The sequence below is a fragment of the Micromonospora sp. NPDC047548 genome, assembly GCF_040642975.1.
Lineage (GTDB): Bacteria > Actinomycetota > Actinomycetes > Mycobacteriales > Micromonosporaceae > Micromonospora.
In genome coordinates this window covers 90052-104055 of sequence record NZ_JBEYTI010000005.1, presented here as the reverse complement: position 1 = coordinate 104055, position 14004 = coordinate 90052, and the positions used below count along the sequence as shown (strand labels likewise).

Below are 14004 nucleotides of genomic sequence, written 5' to 3'. Positions count from 1 at the left end.
GAGCGCGCAATCCCCGCCGCCATCAGGGCACCGCGCCGCCCTGCACCCGATCAGGAGGCGGCGGACGCGCGTGCCGATGCGCTCGTGGAGCGCGGTTTTGCCAAGGTGGGAACGCGACCAGGGGCCACGGCAAGATCCCGGAATGTCTGTTTCAGGTCATGCTTCGGGATGTGCGAGTCGCTTCGCCTTGGGCAGGTCGGTCAGCCGCTGTGCGGCTGGGTCGTCCGCGAGCAGAGCACAGCAGCCCGGTGGCCACTGCACATCTCCGATCACGGCGATCATGAAGCAGCCTGCTTGACGTCAACGCACCCTGGTCGCCGCTTGCGGCAGCGCCGCTGCGCTCGATTGCCCAGCTGGGAAGGGCCGTCACGCGCCAGGGATCGATCTGGCTTCACTGCAACGGCGCGACCCAGACGGGGAACGACCGCGGAAGCGCATCCTCGGCGGTGGGCGACGCCGTAGCAGCCTCGGCGACCACGAGTTCCTCCCATGGAACGAGCCCAGGGCTGGAGTCAGCGGCGGCCAGGGCGACGACCTCGTTGGCATCGGTAGTCGAGCGATATGGCGCCCCGAACGGAAGCCGGTGGGCCGGCGCAGCCACATCGATTGGTCCATCGGGTGCTCCGTAGCGCCAGGTGTTCACGCGATGCTCGCGGTCAGGGTCGTCGGGCAACAACATCACTTCGTCGTCGTCAAGGTACGAGCGCACCAGGGTTGCAAGATCGCTGCCGTCCACTGCCAGCTCGAGGAAGGGCTGGAATGGCTGAGAAATATCCGTACGGCGGGGCGAAGGGATCACGAGTTCCCGGACATGATCAGTCTCCAGTCTTGATCTTTGCAGGGCAGCGGCTGGGGACTCAGGTCCCCTGGGCTCCAGCAGCACGAACACCGGTTGATGTCGGTGCCGCGTCCAGCCGTTCGTACCGCCGTTCCGGGTAGGCCTCAGCAAGGTGGTACGCGCCGGTCACCGCGGCCAGCAGGCCGGACATCGTCTGGGCCGCAAGTAGCAGGCCGAACCCGCCGCCGCCGGACGCCTCGAACGGGCTGCCCGGGGCCAGCAGGATGATGAGTTGATAGGCACCGGAGCAGCACATCGATCCGGCACCGACCCAGACCGCCGTAACAGGCGCCCAGGCAGGCAACTCCCGCGGCCAGCGGGACACCAGGACGACCAATCCGAGCAGGCCAGTCAGCGCAAGGGCGGCCGATGAGGCGTCCACAACCTGTTGGGTGAGGCTCCGACCGGCATCGGAGGCAGCGGGCAGGCCTGCCCCACCGCCCCCGGCCCAGTACAGGCGTACCGCCACGACGAGCGCGGTGAGCCCACCGACGGCGACGGTCGACATGACCTGTACGCCGTGCGTGGCGCCCGGCGGATGGGAGCCGACAGAGCCGCGCACGATGCCGCCCCACCGCGCTCGAAGATGCAGCCCGAACGCGACGGCCAGGCCGGCGCCCTGCAGGATGAATCCGCTGTAGACGACGGCGTACACCCATCCCTGCAGGCCGGCAATCGGGGCGTCGCCGCTCTCCGTGCCGCCGGCTGCGACGCCCCCGGCCAGGGACTCGGCCAGGAAGCTGAGCGGCGCGGCAACCATCACCGGCGCGAGCAGCCCGCTGGCGACCCACATCGGGAACAGCACCAACCACGCCGGGATCCGGCACCCCCAGCGGTGGACGAGTGCCAACGCCAGCGCGGCCCCGGTGACCTCCATCCCTGCGGTGATCAGGTTGGCGACGACGAAGGGCGTCGTTTGCATCAGGCCGGGATCGTTGACGCCGACGTCACTTCCGAGGAGCCAGGCAGTCTTGATGGCGAGATACGGCAGCATCGCCGCAACAGTGGTGTAACCGACCACGAGTGGGAGGCGATCGGAACTGATCTTCATACGGTTCAGCCTGGTTCGGTCCGCCACCGATTGGCTCCCCGTTGAGAGTGGAGGTGCTCCCCCGCACAGGGGGTCTCGGGCTGCGGGTCGCTGCGGCTGGAAACGAGGGCGGGCCGTCCCGGTGGACGACCCGCCCCGGTCGTACCCGATGGGTCAGTCGACGGCGACGATGATCAGACGTCACTCCTCGCACCCCGGGTTGCCCTCATCGGCGCTGATTTCCGACAGTCCCGCGACCGTCCGGGCTAATTGGATCGCCGGTCCCGCCGCACCGGTCGTACGCTGCGCGGATGCTGCTACGTACGTCGACCCTGCTGCTGCGGACCCTGCGCGAGGACCCGGCGGACGCCGAGGTGCCGAGCCACCGGCTCCTCGTCCGTGCCGGCTACATTCGCCGCGCCGCGCCGGGAGGCTACGCCTGGCTGCCGCTGGGCAAGCTCGTGCTGGACCGGATCACCGAGGTGGTCCGGTCGGAGATGACCGCCATCGGCGACCAGGAGGTGCACTTCCCGGCGCTGCTGCCGGCGGAGCCCTACCGGACCAGCGGCCGGTGGACGGAGTACGGCGACGACATCTTCACCCTCGCCGACCGCAGGGGCGCCGAGCACCTGCTCGCCCCGACCCACGAGGAGGTGGCCACCCTGCTGGTGAAGGACCTCCTCACCTCGTACCGGGACTTCCCGGTGACGCTGTTCCAGATCCAGACGAAGTTCCGGGACGAGGCCCGCCCCCGGGCCGGCCTGCTGCGCGGGCGCGAGTTCCTGATGAAGGACGCCTACTCGTTCGACCTCGACGAAACCGGCCTCCAGGAGTCGTACGACCGGCACCGGGCGGCGTACCGGCGGGTCTTCGACCGGTTGAGGCTGGACTACACGGTGGTGCAGGCGATGTCCGGGGCGATGGGCGGCTCGGCCTCGGAGGAGTTCCTGGCCGCGACGCCGGTCGGTGAGGACACCTTCGTCGGCTGCACCGCCTGCGACTTCGCGGCGAACACCGAGGCGGTGACCACCCGCGCCCCGGCCGCCGGCGACCCGGAGGCGCACCGGGCGAGCGAGGCGCACGACACTCCGGAGACGCCCACCATCGCCTCGCTGGTCGAGTTGGCGAACACCCGCCGCCTCGCCGGCCGGGACGACTGGACCGCCGCCGACACGCTGAAGAACGTCGTGCTGGCCGTGCGCCGGCCGGGAGCGGAGGCAACCGACCTGCTGGTCGTCGGGCTGCCCGGCGACCGGGAGGTGGACCTGAAGCGGGTCGAGGCGGCCCTGCACCCGGCCACCGTGACGGTCTTCGACGGCTGGGCGGAGCACCCCGAGCTGGTCCGCGGCTACATCGGTCCGCAGGTCATGGCAAAGCTGGGCGTCCGCTACCTGGTCGACCCCCGGGTGGTCACCGGCAGCGCCTGGCTGACGGGCGCGAACGAGCCGGGCCGGCATGCCACCGACGTGGTCTGCGGCCGGGACTTCACCCCGGACGGCACCATCGAGGCGGCCGAGGTGCGTCCCGGCGACCCCTGCCCGGCCTGCGGCACCGGTGAGCTGACCATGCGCCGGGGCATCGAGATCGGGCACATCTTCCAGCTCGGCCGCCGGTTCACCGACGCGTTCGCCCTCGACGTGCTGGGCGCGGCCGGCAAGCCGGTCCGGCCGACCATGGGCTGCTACGGCATCGGGGTGTCCCGGGCGGTGGCCGCGATCGCCGAACAGCACCACGACGAGCGGGGACTGGTCTGGCCGGCGGCGATCGCGCCGTGCGACGTACACCTGATCGCCGCCGGCAAGGGGCCGCAGCTCGACGCGGCGCTGGACCTCGGCGACCGGCTGGCCGCCGCCGGCCTGCGGGTGCTGGTCGACGACCGGGTGAACGTCTCCGCCGGGGTGAAGTTCACCGACGCGGAGCTGATCGGCATCCCGCGCGCCGTCGTGGTCGGCCGCCGTCTCGCCGACGGGTACGTCGAGCTGCGCGACCGGGCCACCGGCGAGCGGGTGGAGCTGCCGGTGGACGGGCTGGTCGACCGGCTGGTCGACGAAGTGGGTCGCGCACTCGGCAACCGGGTGTAGCGGACGCGCCACGGGGTACCGCTGCGGGATCGACCAAGGTGTTTCGGAGGCTCTCATGTACCGGGTCAGTGACGTGATGACGAAGCAGGTGGTCTACCTGCCGGCGGAGACCACCCTGGACGAGGCGGCCAGGGTGATGAAGGAGGCGGACATCGGCGACGTGGTGGTCACCGACGGCGCCACCCTCGCCGGAGTGCTGACCGACCGGGACATCGTGGTGCGGGCGGTGGCCGAGCGCAGCGACCCGTCGACCACCACCATCGGTGCGATCATCACCCGCGAGGTGATGATGATCGAGCAGCACTCCACCGCCTCGGAGGCGACCGCGCTGATGCGCGAGCGCAACATCCGGCGGGTGCTGGTCTGCGACAACGAGCGCAGGCTGGTGGGCATCGTCTCCCTGGGCGACCTGGCCATGCAGCTCGACCCGACCTCGGCGCTGGCCGACATCAGCGAGGCGGCGCCGAACGCCTGACCCGATCGACCCGGTGCCCCTCGCCGACGTGGCGGCACCGGGTCGGCCGGGTCGTTCGCCGGCCGCCGCCGACCGCCGAGGCCGCCGGGCCGGCGGCGGTAGCCTGACGGGATGCCCGAGATGCCGACGAAGCTGGCCGAGATCGTCGAGGAGTTCGCCGCCGCGCCCCGCGACCTGGTGCTGGAGATGCTGCTCGAATACGCCGACGTCATCCCGCCCCTGCCGGTCGGGGTGGACCGGGAGGGCATGGAGCAGGTGCCCGAGTGCCAGACCTCGTTCTTCCTCCGCGCCGAGGTCAACCCGGACCGCACGGTGAGCACGATCTTCGACTGCCCGCCGGAGGCGCCGACCACCCGGGCCTTCGGCGGCATCCTCGCCGAGGGCCTGGACGGGGCGAGCGCCGAGCAGGTGCTGGCCGTGCCGGACGACCTCTACCAGCGGATGGGGCTGGCCCAGGCGATCAGCCCGCTGCGGGTGCGCGGCGGCACGGCGATCCTCGCCCGACTCAAGCGCCAGGTCCGGGAACAAGCCGGCTGAGCTGGGTGTTCTCCCCCGTTATGGAGATCGAGATCTACGCCGACGTGGTCTGCCCCTGGTGCTGGATCGGCAAGCGCCGACTGGAGCAGGCGCTGGCGTCGTATGGCGGTGAGGTGACCGTCCGCTACCGCCCCTTCCAGCTCGACCCCACCCCCGTGACCGAGCCGAAGCCGCTGGTGGAGGCGATGGCCGCGAAGTTCGGCGGCCGGGAGCGGGCGGAGGCGATGTTCGCCCAGGTGACGCAGGTCGCGGCCGGGGTGGGGCTGGACATGCGCTTCGACCGCGCGGTGCAGGCCAACACCTTCGAGGCGCACCGGCTGATCCGGTTCGCCACCGAGCGGGGCCTGGCCGGGGAGATGGTCGAGGCCCTCTACGCGGCGCACTTCACCGACGGGGTCGACCTCGGCTCGCGGGGCGCGCTGGTCGAACTGGCCGCCAAGGTCGGCCTCGACGAGACCGAGGTGCGCGAGCACCTCGACTCCAACCTCGGTCGCCGCGAGGTCGCCGCCGACCTGACCGCCGCCCAGCAGCTCGGGGTGAGCAGCGTGCCCACCTTCGTGCTGGCCGGCCAGTATGCGGTCACCGGCGCGCAGGAGCCGGAGACACTGCTGGCCGCACTGTCCGAGGTGGAGCGCCGCGAGTCGGGAGCCTGACCGACCATCGACGGTTGTGATGTTTCACGTGCAACCACATCGACCGGCGTGACGCACTATGCCGGCCTGGCCAGCCCTTCGACCACCCGGGCGCCGGGCAGCGCGCCGAGCACCGGGCCCGGAATCGCGATCTTGCTGTGCCGCACACCGGATCCGATGATCACGTGTGGGGTCGTGATCACCCGGGAGTCGACCAGGATCGGCCAGCTCTCCGGCAGGCCGATCGGGGTGATCCCGCCGTACTCCATGCCGGTCAACTCGACCGCATCGGCCATCGGGGCGAAGCTCGCCTTGCGGACGTCGAGTGCGCGCCGGGCCACCCCGTTGACGTCCGCGCGGGTGGTGGCCAGCACAACACAGGCGGCGTAGCGGATCTCGCCCTCCCGCTTGCCGGCGACCACCACGCAGTTCGCCGACACGTCCAGCCCCACCTCGTACGCCTCGCAGAAGGCGGCGGTGTCGGCGAGCGTCGCGTCGATCGGCGCGACCAGCACGTCGTCGGCGTCCACCGGAGCCTCGACGGGCCACCGCTCCAGCGCGGCGACGACCGGCGGCGCCAGCAGGTCCAGTCGGAGGCGGGCGGGTTCGGCCTTCAGGGTCCCCATCACGGTTGCGATCCTCGCACCCGCCGCCCTGGTCCGCCCGTCGGGTCCGCCGGCCGGCGGACCCGACGCGGCTCAGTTGCCGCCGAGGAAGGCGTTCTCCCGCATGAAGGCGCGGTCGTCGACGAAAGCCGACTGGGCGACCCGCTGCACCTGCGGCCGGCGGGCCTCCAGGTCCTCCATGCCGTGCCGGACGGCGAGCCGGATCACGCCGTAGAGGAAGACGAACCCGAAGACGTAGAGGATCACGGTGGCGATGAACGTGAACATGGCGTCACGGTAGGGCGAACGTGAACGGGGAGAGGTTTCATCTCCGGCCGGTTCCCCCGTACGTGTCAGCGAGGTGGTCCGCCCAGGTCCGCCGGCCTGTCGGGGTGGCGGTGGTGGTCAGCCCGCCCTCGCGCAGGGCCCTGCCGAGGCGGCCGGGGATCCGCACCGGCAGCAACGGACGGTGCGATCTGCGGGCTGCCCGCCAGGCGCGTACCGCCTCGTCGAAGCGCAGCACCTGCGGGCCGCCGTACTCCTCGATCGCGCCCAGCGGGCCCGCGGTGAGCCGTTCGCTGAGCCGGCCGGCAACCTCGTGCTGGTCGACCGGCTGGGCGAGCACCGCCGGGTCGCCGATCACCGGGCCGAGCCGGCTCGCCGTACGCAGCAGCGCGTCGAGGAACGGCGGGAACTGGGTGGCCCGCAGCACCGTCCAGGGCACCGGACCGGCGGCCACCACCCGCTCGGCCGCCAGCTTGTGCCGGTAGTAGGCGAAGGGCACCCGGTCGACGCCGACGATCGAGACGTACAGCAGGTGGGCGACGCCGGCCTCACCGGCGGCGACGGCCAGTCGCCGGGTGCCCAGCACGTCCACCTGGTGGGTACGGCGGCTGTTCGGCAGCGACGCCAGGTGCAGCACCGCGTCCACGCCGGCCACCGCCTCGGCCAGCCCCGCCCCACTGCCCACCTCGGCGACCACCCACTCCGCCGCCGGGTCGTGCCGGGGCCGCCGGCTCATCGCCCGCACGGCGACCCCGTCCGCCCGCAGCCGGGGCAGTACCGCCCGCCCAAGCGTGCCACCCGCACCGGTGACCAGCACCTTCATCTCGACTCCTTCCAGTCGACGGTTCGACGGGACGGCCGAGCCAATCGTGACGTCAGGTGCGCAGATGCTGGCGCAGGAAACTCATCGCCTCCCCATCCTCCCGACCCCACCCCGCCGGCCAGGGCCGATTCGCCCGCATCACCGGACCGCCGCACCGCCCGCCGGGGACCGCCGTCCGGCACGCGGACCGGTCGGGTACGCCACCGGCCGGGCGCCCCGGGGGGGGGCAGGTCAGCTGGGTACGGCGGCGGGCACCACCCGCCCGGCGAGCAGCAACCCGAGCAGGCCGCAGCCCGCCGCCACCGCCAGCATCCCCGCGTAGTCGGCCGGGCCCGGTGCCGCACCGGCGGCCAGCACGGTGCCGGTGAGCGCCAGGACCGTGGCGGCGAAGAGCGAGTCGCCCAGTTGCAGCGACGAGGTGTTGCGCCCCTGCTCGCCCGGGGCGGACAACGCCAGGGTGAGCACCGACAGGGACGGGAAGAGCAGGCCCATCCCGGCCCCGGCCACCGCCCAGCCCGCCACCCCGACCGCCACCGGCACGGCCGGCGCTACCGCCAGCGCGACCGTGGCCGTTCCCACCGTGATGCAGGCCAGCCCGGCCCGGGGCAACGTCGCCGAGGATCGGGGCGCCCGCACCCGCCCCTGCAACCAGGAGCCGGCCGACCAGGAGACCGCGCCGACGGTGAGCACCAGGCCCGCAGCAGTCGGTGTGAAGCCACGCTCGCGGGAGAGCATCAGCGGGATCACCACCTCGGCGCCGGCAAACGCCGCCGAGGCCAGGCCACGCAGTCCGATCACCGTCGGCAGCCCGCGCGCCGCCCGCAGGAACCCCGCCGGCAGCAGCCGGGGCGCGCAGCAGGCCAGCCCGACCAGCGCCAGCAGCACCAGCGGTACGGCGAGCGGGCCGCGCTGCTGCCCCCCGTGGTGCAGCAGTGCGGCGCTCACCCCCGCCCCGGCCGCCCAGCCGATCCTCGCCAGCGCCCCGCCGGGCAGCCGGCCGGCAGCCGGCGCGGGCAGGGTGCGCAGGCCGGAGTGGACCAGCAGCGCCGCCGGCACCGCCACCGCCGGCACGGCGAGGAAGACCCAGCGCCACCCCAGGTGTTCCACGATCAGCCCGGCCACCGCCGGCCCGACCAGCGACGGTACGACCCAGGCGGCGGCGAACGCCGCGAACACCCGCCGCCGCAGCTCCTCCGGGTACGCCTGCCCAACCACCACGTACAGCGCGACGGAGAGCAGGCCGGAGCCGAAGCCCTGCACCGCCCGGCCGACGACGAGCTGCCCCATCCCGGTGGCGGTGCCGGCCAGCAGCAGCCCGGCCACGAAGAGCCCGACCCCGCTCCACATCGGCACCCGGGGGCCCCGAATGTCGCACCAGATGCCGGAGAGCACCATCGCGAGCACCCCGGCGGCGAACGTGCCGCCGAAGGCGAGCGCGTACAGGGCGAGGCCGTCCAGGGCACGGGCGACCGTGGGCATCGCGGTGCCGACCGCCAGCGCCTCGAACGCCAGCAGGGAGACCAGGGCGATGCTGCCCACCGTCATCGCCCGCCGGCGCGGGTCGTACAGGCGGGCGGCCGGGGTGAGCGGCGTGGTGGCGGTGGCCGTCACCGACCCGCCCCGCCCCGGGGAGATGTGATCGACATAGACTCAGCCTGCGACCTCAACCCGGGTTGAGGTCAACCGTGAGCCCGGTCTCGTCAGGCCGACTCCAGCGCCTCACCGAGCCCCTTGGCCAGGCCGGACAGGTGCTGATCGGCCAGGAGATGACCGGCGGTGATCACCAGGGCTATCGGCCACTCGATGACCTGGAGGGCAGCCAGCACCCCCAGCCCCGCGTAGTAGACGACCTTGTCCGGCGGCGGGACCGCCACCTCGCCCAGCATCGGGACCTCCACCCGGCGGGTGTACGCGCGGACCGTCTCCTGACCACCGCTGAGCTGTCGCGTGATCGTGCTCATCCCAACCTCCCCCGGCTCCGGCTCCTCCGACGTCCACCCGGATTCCACGATCACCGGCCGCCATGCGCCGGCACCCGGCGGAAACTTCCCGGCACCGGGCGGAATAACGGGCGGCTCGCCGGGAAGCCAGGCCTCCTGACGAGCGCGGGAGGCGAGATGGCGTACGGCAGCAGCGGCGGGCACGGTGGGGAGCGGGGCCGGCGGCTCGGCCGTACCGCTCGATGACGGCGCTGGGCCGGGTCGCCGGCCGCGTGCTCCCGCCGGTGCCGGTGCCACCGCTGGTCGCCGACGCGTCCCGTACCGTCGGCTCGGCCGCGGCGCGGCTGGCCCGCGCGGCCGGCCTGACCCGGCGCCGGGTCTGGTCCCGCGACGGACGGCATCACATCGAGGTGCACGGCGTCTGCCAGAACGGCGGTGACCGGCTGGCCCGGCAGGTCGAGACGGCGCTGGAACGAATGCCAGGGGTGGCCTGGGCCCGGGTCAACGCGCCGTCGGGCCGGGTGGTGGTGGCCGTCGAGAAGCCGAAGCCCCGGCTGCCCGACCTGATCGCCACGGTGGCCCGGACCGAACGAATCTGCCCGCACGAGCCGGACCCGGACATCGCGCCCCCGCACCCGCCGGAGGAGGGGCCGCGGACTCCCCGGACGCTCGGCGCGCTCGCCTCCGACGCGCTCGGCCTGACCATCTCGGCGGCCACCCGGATCCTGCCGTACACCCCGATCCCCGCCGAGGTGGCCGGCCTGCTGGGCGCGATCGACCTGCACCCGAAGCTGCACGCGCTGGCCGACCGGGGGCTACGCGCCGACCCGCGCGCTGAGGTGCTCTTCCCGCTGGCCGAAGCGGTGGTCCAGGGACTCACCGGCGGCTGGACCGGCATAGTGCTGGACAGCGTGCAGCGGATCGTGCAGTGGGGTGAGGCCCGGGCGCAGCTCGCCGCCTGGAACAAGGCCGAGCCGCAGCTGACCGGCGACCCGGAGCGGGCCGCCGCCCGCTCGCCCACCAACGAGCGGCCCCGGCCCAGGCCTGACGGCCCCGTCGAGCGGTACATCACCAAGGCGCTGGTCGCCGGGGCGGCGGCCGGTGCCGCCGCCCTGCCCGTCGCCGGTCACAAGCGCGCCGCCGCGCTCGGCCTGGCCTCGCTGCCGAAGGCCCCGGGCAGCGGTCGCGAGGGGTACGCCGCCCAGCTCGGCCGGATGCTCGCCCGGCGCGGCGTGATCGCGATGGACCGCAGCGTGCTGCGGGAACTCGACCGGATCGACACGGTGCTGCTGGACTCGGCCGTGCTCGGCTCGGCGCGGGGCGTGCTCGCCGACCTGGCCCCGCTGGCCGGCGCGGCGACCGGCGAGGTGGCCGGCCGTGCGTTCGCGCTCTTCGACCCGGCCGATCCCGACGCGTCACGGGAGGCGGACGGGTGGCGGCTCGGACCGCTCGACGGGCTCGACGTAGCCGACCCGGGGGACACCCCGGACAGCCGCCGGCTGCGCGACGGCGGCGGCCTGCTCCTCGGCCTCGCCCACCGCGACACCCTCGCCGCCGTGCTCCGGGTCGAGCCGGAGCCGGCACCCGGCGTCGACGCGCTGCCCACCGCTGCCCGGCAGGCCGGTCTGCGGCTGGTGGTGGCCGGCGACGACCCGCAGCGGTACGGCTTCGCCGACACCGTACTGCCCGGCGGTGACCGCCTCGCCGAGTCGGTGCGCAGCCTGCAACGCGAGGGCGCGGTGGTGATGCTGGTTTCCGGGGACCGGGCGGCGCTCGCCGCGTCCGACTGCGGCCTCGGCATGGCCGACCCGGAGGCGCTGCCGCCCTGGGGCGCCCACCTGCTGGTCGGTGCCGACCTGCGGATCCCGGCGCTGATGATCGAGGCGGTCGGGGTGGCCCGCCGGATGACCCGGCAGAACATCCGGGTCGCCATGGCCGGCGCCGGCCTGGGCGCGCTGGGCGCCTTCACCGCCGCCCCCCAACAGCTTCCCGGCCGCACCTTGTCGGCCGTGAACGGGGCCGCAGCTGTGGCCTTCGCCCACGGGGTGTGGCGGGCGCACCGGCTGCCCCACCCGGACGGGACGCCCGCAGCGACCACCACCGCCTGGCACCTGATGCCGGTGGACACCGTGCTGCGGCAGCTCGACAGCGGCCCCGGCGGGCTCGGCGAGGCCGAGGCGCGCAGCCGGCACGTCGAGGGCACGGGCGCGACACCCGGGTCGGGCGGCGGCTTGCTGCGCGCCTTCGTCGACGAGCTGTCCAATCCCCTCACCCCGGTGCTGGCCGCCGGCGCGGTGCTCTCCACCGCGTTCGGGTCGCTGGTCGACGCCGCCCTGGTCGGCGGGGTGGTGGGCGGTTCCGCGCTGATCGGGGCGGTCCACCAGCGCAACACCGAACGCTCCCTGGCCGAACTGCTGTCCCGCACGGAGGTCACCGCCCGGGTCCTGCGGGACGGGGCCGAGCGGGTGCTCCCCGCCGAGGAACTCGTGCCCGGCGACGTGGTCACGCTCGGTCCGGGCGACGCGGTGCCGGCCGACTGCCGGGTGCTCACCGCCGACGGGCTGGAGGCGGACGAGTCGTCGCTGACCGGGGAGTCGCTGCCGGTGGGCAAGACCGCCGAGCCGGTGGTGGCCGCCGCCGTGGCGGACCGGCACTCGATGCTCTACGAGGGCACCACCGTCGCCGCCGGGCACGGCACCGCCGTGGTGGTGGCGACCGGCGCCGACACCGAGTCCGGCCGCAGCCTGGCGCTGGCCCGGCAGGCCCCGCCGGCCAGCGGGGTGGAGGCCCGGCTCGGCAAGCTGACCAGTGCGGCGGTCCCGCTGGCGGCGGGTTCGGCGATCGCGGTGGCCGGGGCGGGGCTGCTGCGGGGCGTACCGCTGGCGGAGACGGCCGCGACCGCCGCGAACCTGGCCGTGGCGTCCGTGCCGGAGGGGCTGCCGTTCCTGGTCAGCGCCGCGCAGCTGGCCGCCGCCCGGCGGCTGGCCGAGCACGGGGCGCTGGTCCGCAACCCGCGCACCATCGAGGCGCTGGGCCGGGTCGACGTGCTCTGCTTCGACAAGACCGGCACCCTCACCGAGGGGAGCCTGCGGCTGGCCGGCGTCGGCGACGACGGCCGGTACGCCCCGGTGGACCGGCTCGACGACGGGCTGCGGCTGACCCTCGCCGCCGCGCTGCGGGCCACCCCCGCCGCTGAGAACCCGGACGAGCTGCCGCAGCACACCGACCGGGCGGTCCGCTACGGCGCCCGGGAGGCCGGGGTGGTCGAGCAGAACGGCGCGGACGGCTGGGGGGCGGTCGGCGGGCTGCCCTTCGAGCCGTCCCGCGGCTACCACGCCACCATCGGGCGGACCGGTGACCGACTGCTGCTCAGCGTGAAGGGCGCGCCGGAGACGGTGCTGCCCCGGTGCAGCGCCTGGCGTACGCAGGGTGGACGGGACGAACAGCTGGACGACAAGGGGCGGGCCGGGCTGCACGCGATGCTCGCCGACCGGGCCAGGGCGGGCCACCGCATCCTCGCCGTCGCCGAGTGCCAGGTCGACGCCGAGACGGTCACCGACGACGAGGTGCACGACCTGGTCTTCGTCGGCTTCCTCGCCCTCGCCGACGGGGTTCGCAAGAGCGCCGCCCCCGCCGTACGCCGAATCCGGCAGGCCGGCGTGCACACCATCATGATCACCGGTGACCACCCGGCCACCGCCGAGGCGATCGCCTCGATCATCAGCGCCGACCACGACGCGCAGCGGGTGGTGACCGCCGCCGAACTCGACCAGCTCGACGACGACGCGCTCGGCGAGCGGCTGTCCCGCACCGACGTGGTCGCCCGCTGCACCCCGACGCACAAGGTGCGGATCATCCAGGCGTTGCAGAAATGCGGGCGTACCGTGGCGATGACCGGCGACGGGGCCAACGACGCGCCGGCGATCCGGCTGGCCGACGTGGGCATCGCCCTCGGCCAGCGGGGCACCCCGGCCGCGCGGGCCGCCGCCGACCTGGTGGTCACCGACGACCGGCTGGAGACCATCATCGCCACCCTGGTCGAGGGGCGGGCCATGTGGTCCTCGGTACGCCACGCGCTGAGCATCCTGGTCGGCGGCAACCTTGGGGAGATCGCGTTCAGCGTGCTGACCGCCGCGGCGACCGGCCGGTCGGCGCTCACCGGACGGCAGCTGCTCCTGGTCAACCTGCTCACCGACCTGGCGCCGGCGCTGGCCATCGCGGTCCGGCCGCCCAGCCACGACCACGCCGACGGGCTGCTGCGGGAGGGGCCGGACACCTCGCTCGGCGAGACGATGACCCGGGAGATCAGCCTGCGTGCCGCGGCCACCACCCTCGGCGCGACCGCCGGCTGGACGTTGGCCCGGTACACCGGCGGCCAGCCCCGGCGGGCCGGCACGGTGGCGCTGGTGTCACTGGTCGGCACCCAGCTCGGGCAGACGGTGCTGGCCGGCGGCACCAGCCCGATGGTGCTCGCCTCCACCGCGGTCTCCCTCGGCGTGCTCGGCGCGGTGGTGCAGACACCCGGGGTGAGCCAGTTCTTCGGCTGCACCCCGCTCGGGCCGGTCGGGTGGGGCATCGCGGCCGGCTCCGCGTTCGGCGCCACCTTCGCCAACGGCGCGCTGACCCGACTGGTCGACCGGCTCCCGCCGGCCGGGAACGGGCCGGCCGACGACGGGCCGACCGGGGACGAGCCGACCGACGACGGGCCGACCGGGGACGGGTCCGCTCCGGAGGAGGCGTCCGGCCGCTAGGACGACA

Annotated in this window: 12 protein-coding genes; 5 read left to right on the top strand and 7 right to left on the bottom strand. The window is 74.2% G+C overall.

Annotation, left to right across the window (positions count from 1 at the left end; genetic code table 11):
* Nucleotides 1-391: 391 nt before the first annotated feature.
* Together ABZ807_RS07255 and ABZ807_RS07250 are read right to left on the bottom strand one after the other, a co-directional pair.
* Nucleotides 392-889, bottom strand: a complete 498-nt coding sequence (locus tag ABZ807_RS07255; RefSeq protein ID WP_357153897.1) for a hypothetical protein — start codon at nt 887-889, stop codon at nt 392-394.
* Nucleotides 858-1916: a hypothetical protein gene (locus ABZ807_RS07250; RefSeq protein WP_357153896.1), complete on the bottom strand. Its 1059-nt coding sequence runs from the start codon at nt 1914-1916 to the stop codon at nt 858-860. Before ABZ807_RS07250 ends, ABZ807_RS07255 begins: the two co-directional genes overlap by 32 nt.
* A 263-nt stretch (nt 1917-2179) precedes the next feature.
* Between ABZ807_RS07250 and ABZ807_RS07245 the strand changes: the two genes are divergently transcribed.
* The 4 genes from ABZ807_RS07245 to ABZ807_RS07230 all read left to right on the top strand — a co-directional run bounded on the left by ABZ807_RS07245 (nt 2180) and on the right by ABZ807_RS07230 (nt 5614).
* Nucleotides 2180-3949, top strand: coding sequence for a proline--tRNA ligase (locus ABZ807_RS07245; RefSeq protein ID WP_357153894.1), 1770 nt, complete (start codon nt 2180-2182; stop codon nt 3947-3949).
* A 55-nt stretch (nt 3950-4004) separates the two neighbouring features.
* Nucleotides 4005-4424 (top strand): CBS domain-containing protein, encoded by a 420-nt coding sequence (locus ABZ807_RS07240; protein ID WP_357153893.1) that lies wholly within the window; start codon nt 4005-4007, stop codon nt 4422-4424.
* 111 nt (nt 4425-4535) lie between these two features.
* Nucleotides 4536-4961, top strand: a complete 426-nt coding sequence (locus tag ABZ807_RS07235; RefSeq protein ID WP_357153891.1) for a SufE family protein — start codon at nt 4536-4538, stop codon at nt 4959-4961.
* Nucleotides 4962-4981: 20 nt separating this feature from the next.
* Nucleotides 4982-5614: a DsbA family oxidoreductase gene (locus ABZ807_RS07230; protein WP_357153889.1), complete on the top strand. Its 633-nt coding sequence runs from the start codon at nt 4982-4984 to the stop codon at nt 5612-5614.
* A 56-nt stretch (nt 5615-5670) separates the two neighbouring features.
* Here the strand turns inward: ABZ807_RS07230 and ABZ807_RS07225 are convergent, their stop codons facing one another.
* From ABZ807_RS07225 to ABZ807_RS07205, 5 genes are all read right to left on the bottom strand, one after another.
* The gene (locus ABZ807_RS07225) at nt 5671-6219 is read right to left on the bottom strand and encodes a YbaK/EbsC family protein (RefSeq protein WP_357154201.1); all 549 of its coding nucleotides are present in this window, start codon (nt 6217-6219) and stop codon (nt 5671-5673) included.
* 72 nt (nt 6220-6291) lie between these two features.
* Nucleotides 6292-6486 carry a hypothetical protein gene (locus ABZ807_RS07220; protein ID WP_357153887.1) on the bottom strand — a complete coding sequence of 65 codons (195 nt, stop codon included), beginning with the start codon at nt 6484-6486 and terminating at the stop codon, nt 6292-6294.
* Nucleotides 6487-6523: 37 nt separating this feature from the next.
* On the bottom strand, nt 6524-7306 hold the full coding sequence (locus ABZ807_RS07215) for an NAD(P)H-binding protein (RefSeq protein WP_357153886.1): 783 nt from the start codon (nt 7304-7306) through the stop codon (nt 6524-6526).
* Nucleotides 7307-7537: 231 nt separating this feature from the next.
* Nucleotides 7538-8917 carry an MFS transporter gene (locus ABZ807_RS07210; RefSeq protein ID WP_357153883.1) on the bottom strand — a complete coding sequence of 460 codons (1380 nt, stop codon included), beginning with the start codon at nt 8915-8917 and terminating at the stop codon, nt 7538-7540.
* A gap of 89 nt (nt 8918-9006) precedes the next feature.
* A complete protein-coding gene (locus ABZ807_RS07205) occupies nt 9007-9267 on the bottom strand; it encodes a hypothetical protein (protein WP_357153881.1) in 261 nt (86 codons plus the stop codon).
* A 221-nt stretch (nt 9268-9488) separates the two neighbouring features.
* Between ABZ807_RS07205 and ABZ807_RS07200 the strand changes: the two genes are divergently transcribed.
* On the top strand, nt 9489-13997 hold the full coding sequence (locus ABZ807_RS07200) for a cation-translocating P-type ATPase (protein ID WP_357153879.1): 4509 nt from the start codon (nt 9489-9491) through the stop codon (nt 13995-13997).
* Nucleotides 13998-14004 lie beyond the last annotated feature (7 nt).

Coding starts and splice junctions, on each gene's coding strand:
- ABZ807_RS07215 (WP_357153886.1), bottom strand. CDS start 7,306: ATGAAGGTGCTGGTCACCGGTGCGGGTGGCACGCTTGGGCGGGCGGTA.
- ABZ807_RS07200 (WP_357153879.1), top strand. CDS start 9,489: ATGACGGCGCTGGGCCGGGTCGCCGGCCGCGTGCTCCCGCCGGTGCCG.
- ABZ807_RS07220 (WP_357153887.1), bottom strand. CDS start 6,486: ATGTTCACGTTCATCGCCACCGTGATCCTCTACGTCTTCGGGTTCGTC.
- ABZ807_RS07240 (WP_357153893.1), top strand. CDS start 4,005: ATGTACCGGGTCAGTGACGTGATGACGAAGCAGGTGGTCTACCTGCCG.
- ABZ807_RS07230 (WP_357153889.1), top strand. CDS start 4,982: ATGGAGATCGAGATCTACGCCGACGTGGTCTGCCCCTGGTGCTGGATC.
- ABZ807_RS07235 (WP_357153891.1), top strand. CDS start 4,536: ATGCCCGAGATGCCGACGAAGCTGGCCGAGATCGTCGAGGAGTTCGCC.
- ABZ807_RS07245 (WP_357153894.1), top strand. CDS start 2,180: ATGCTGCTACGTACGTCGACCCTGCTGCTGCGGACCCTGCGCGAGGAC.
- ABZ807_RS07225 (WP_357154201.1), bottom strand. CDS start 6,219: ATGGGGACCCTGAAGGCCGAACCCGCCCGCCTCCGACTGGACCTGCTG.
- ABZ807_RS07205 (WP_357153881.1), bottom strand. CDS start 9,267: ATGAGCACGATCACGCGACAGCTCAGCGGTGGTCAGGAGACGGTCCGC.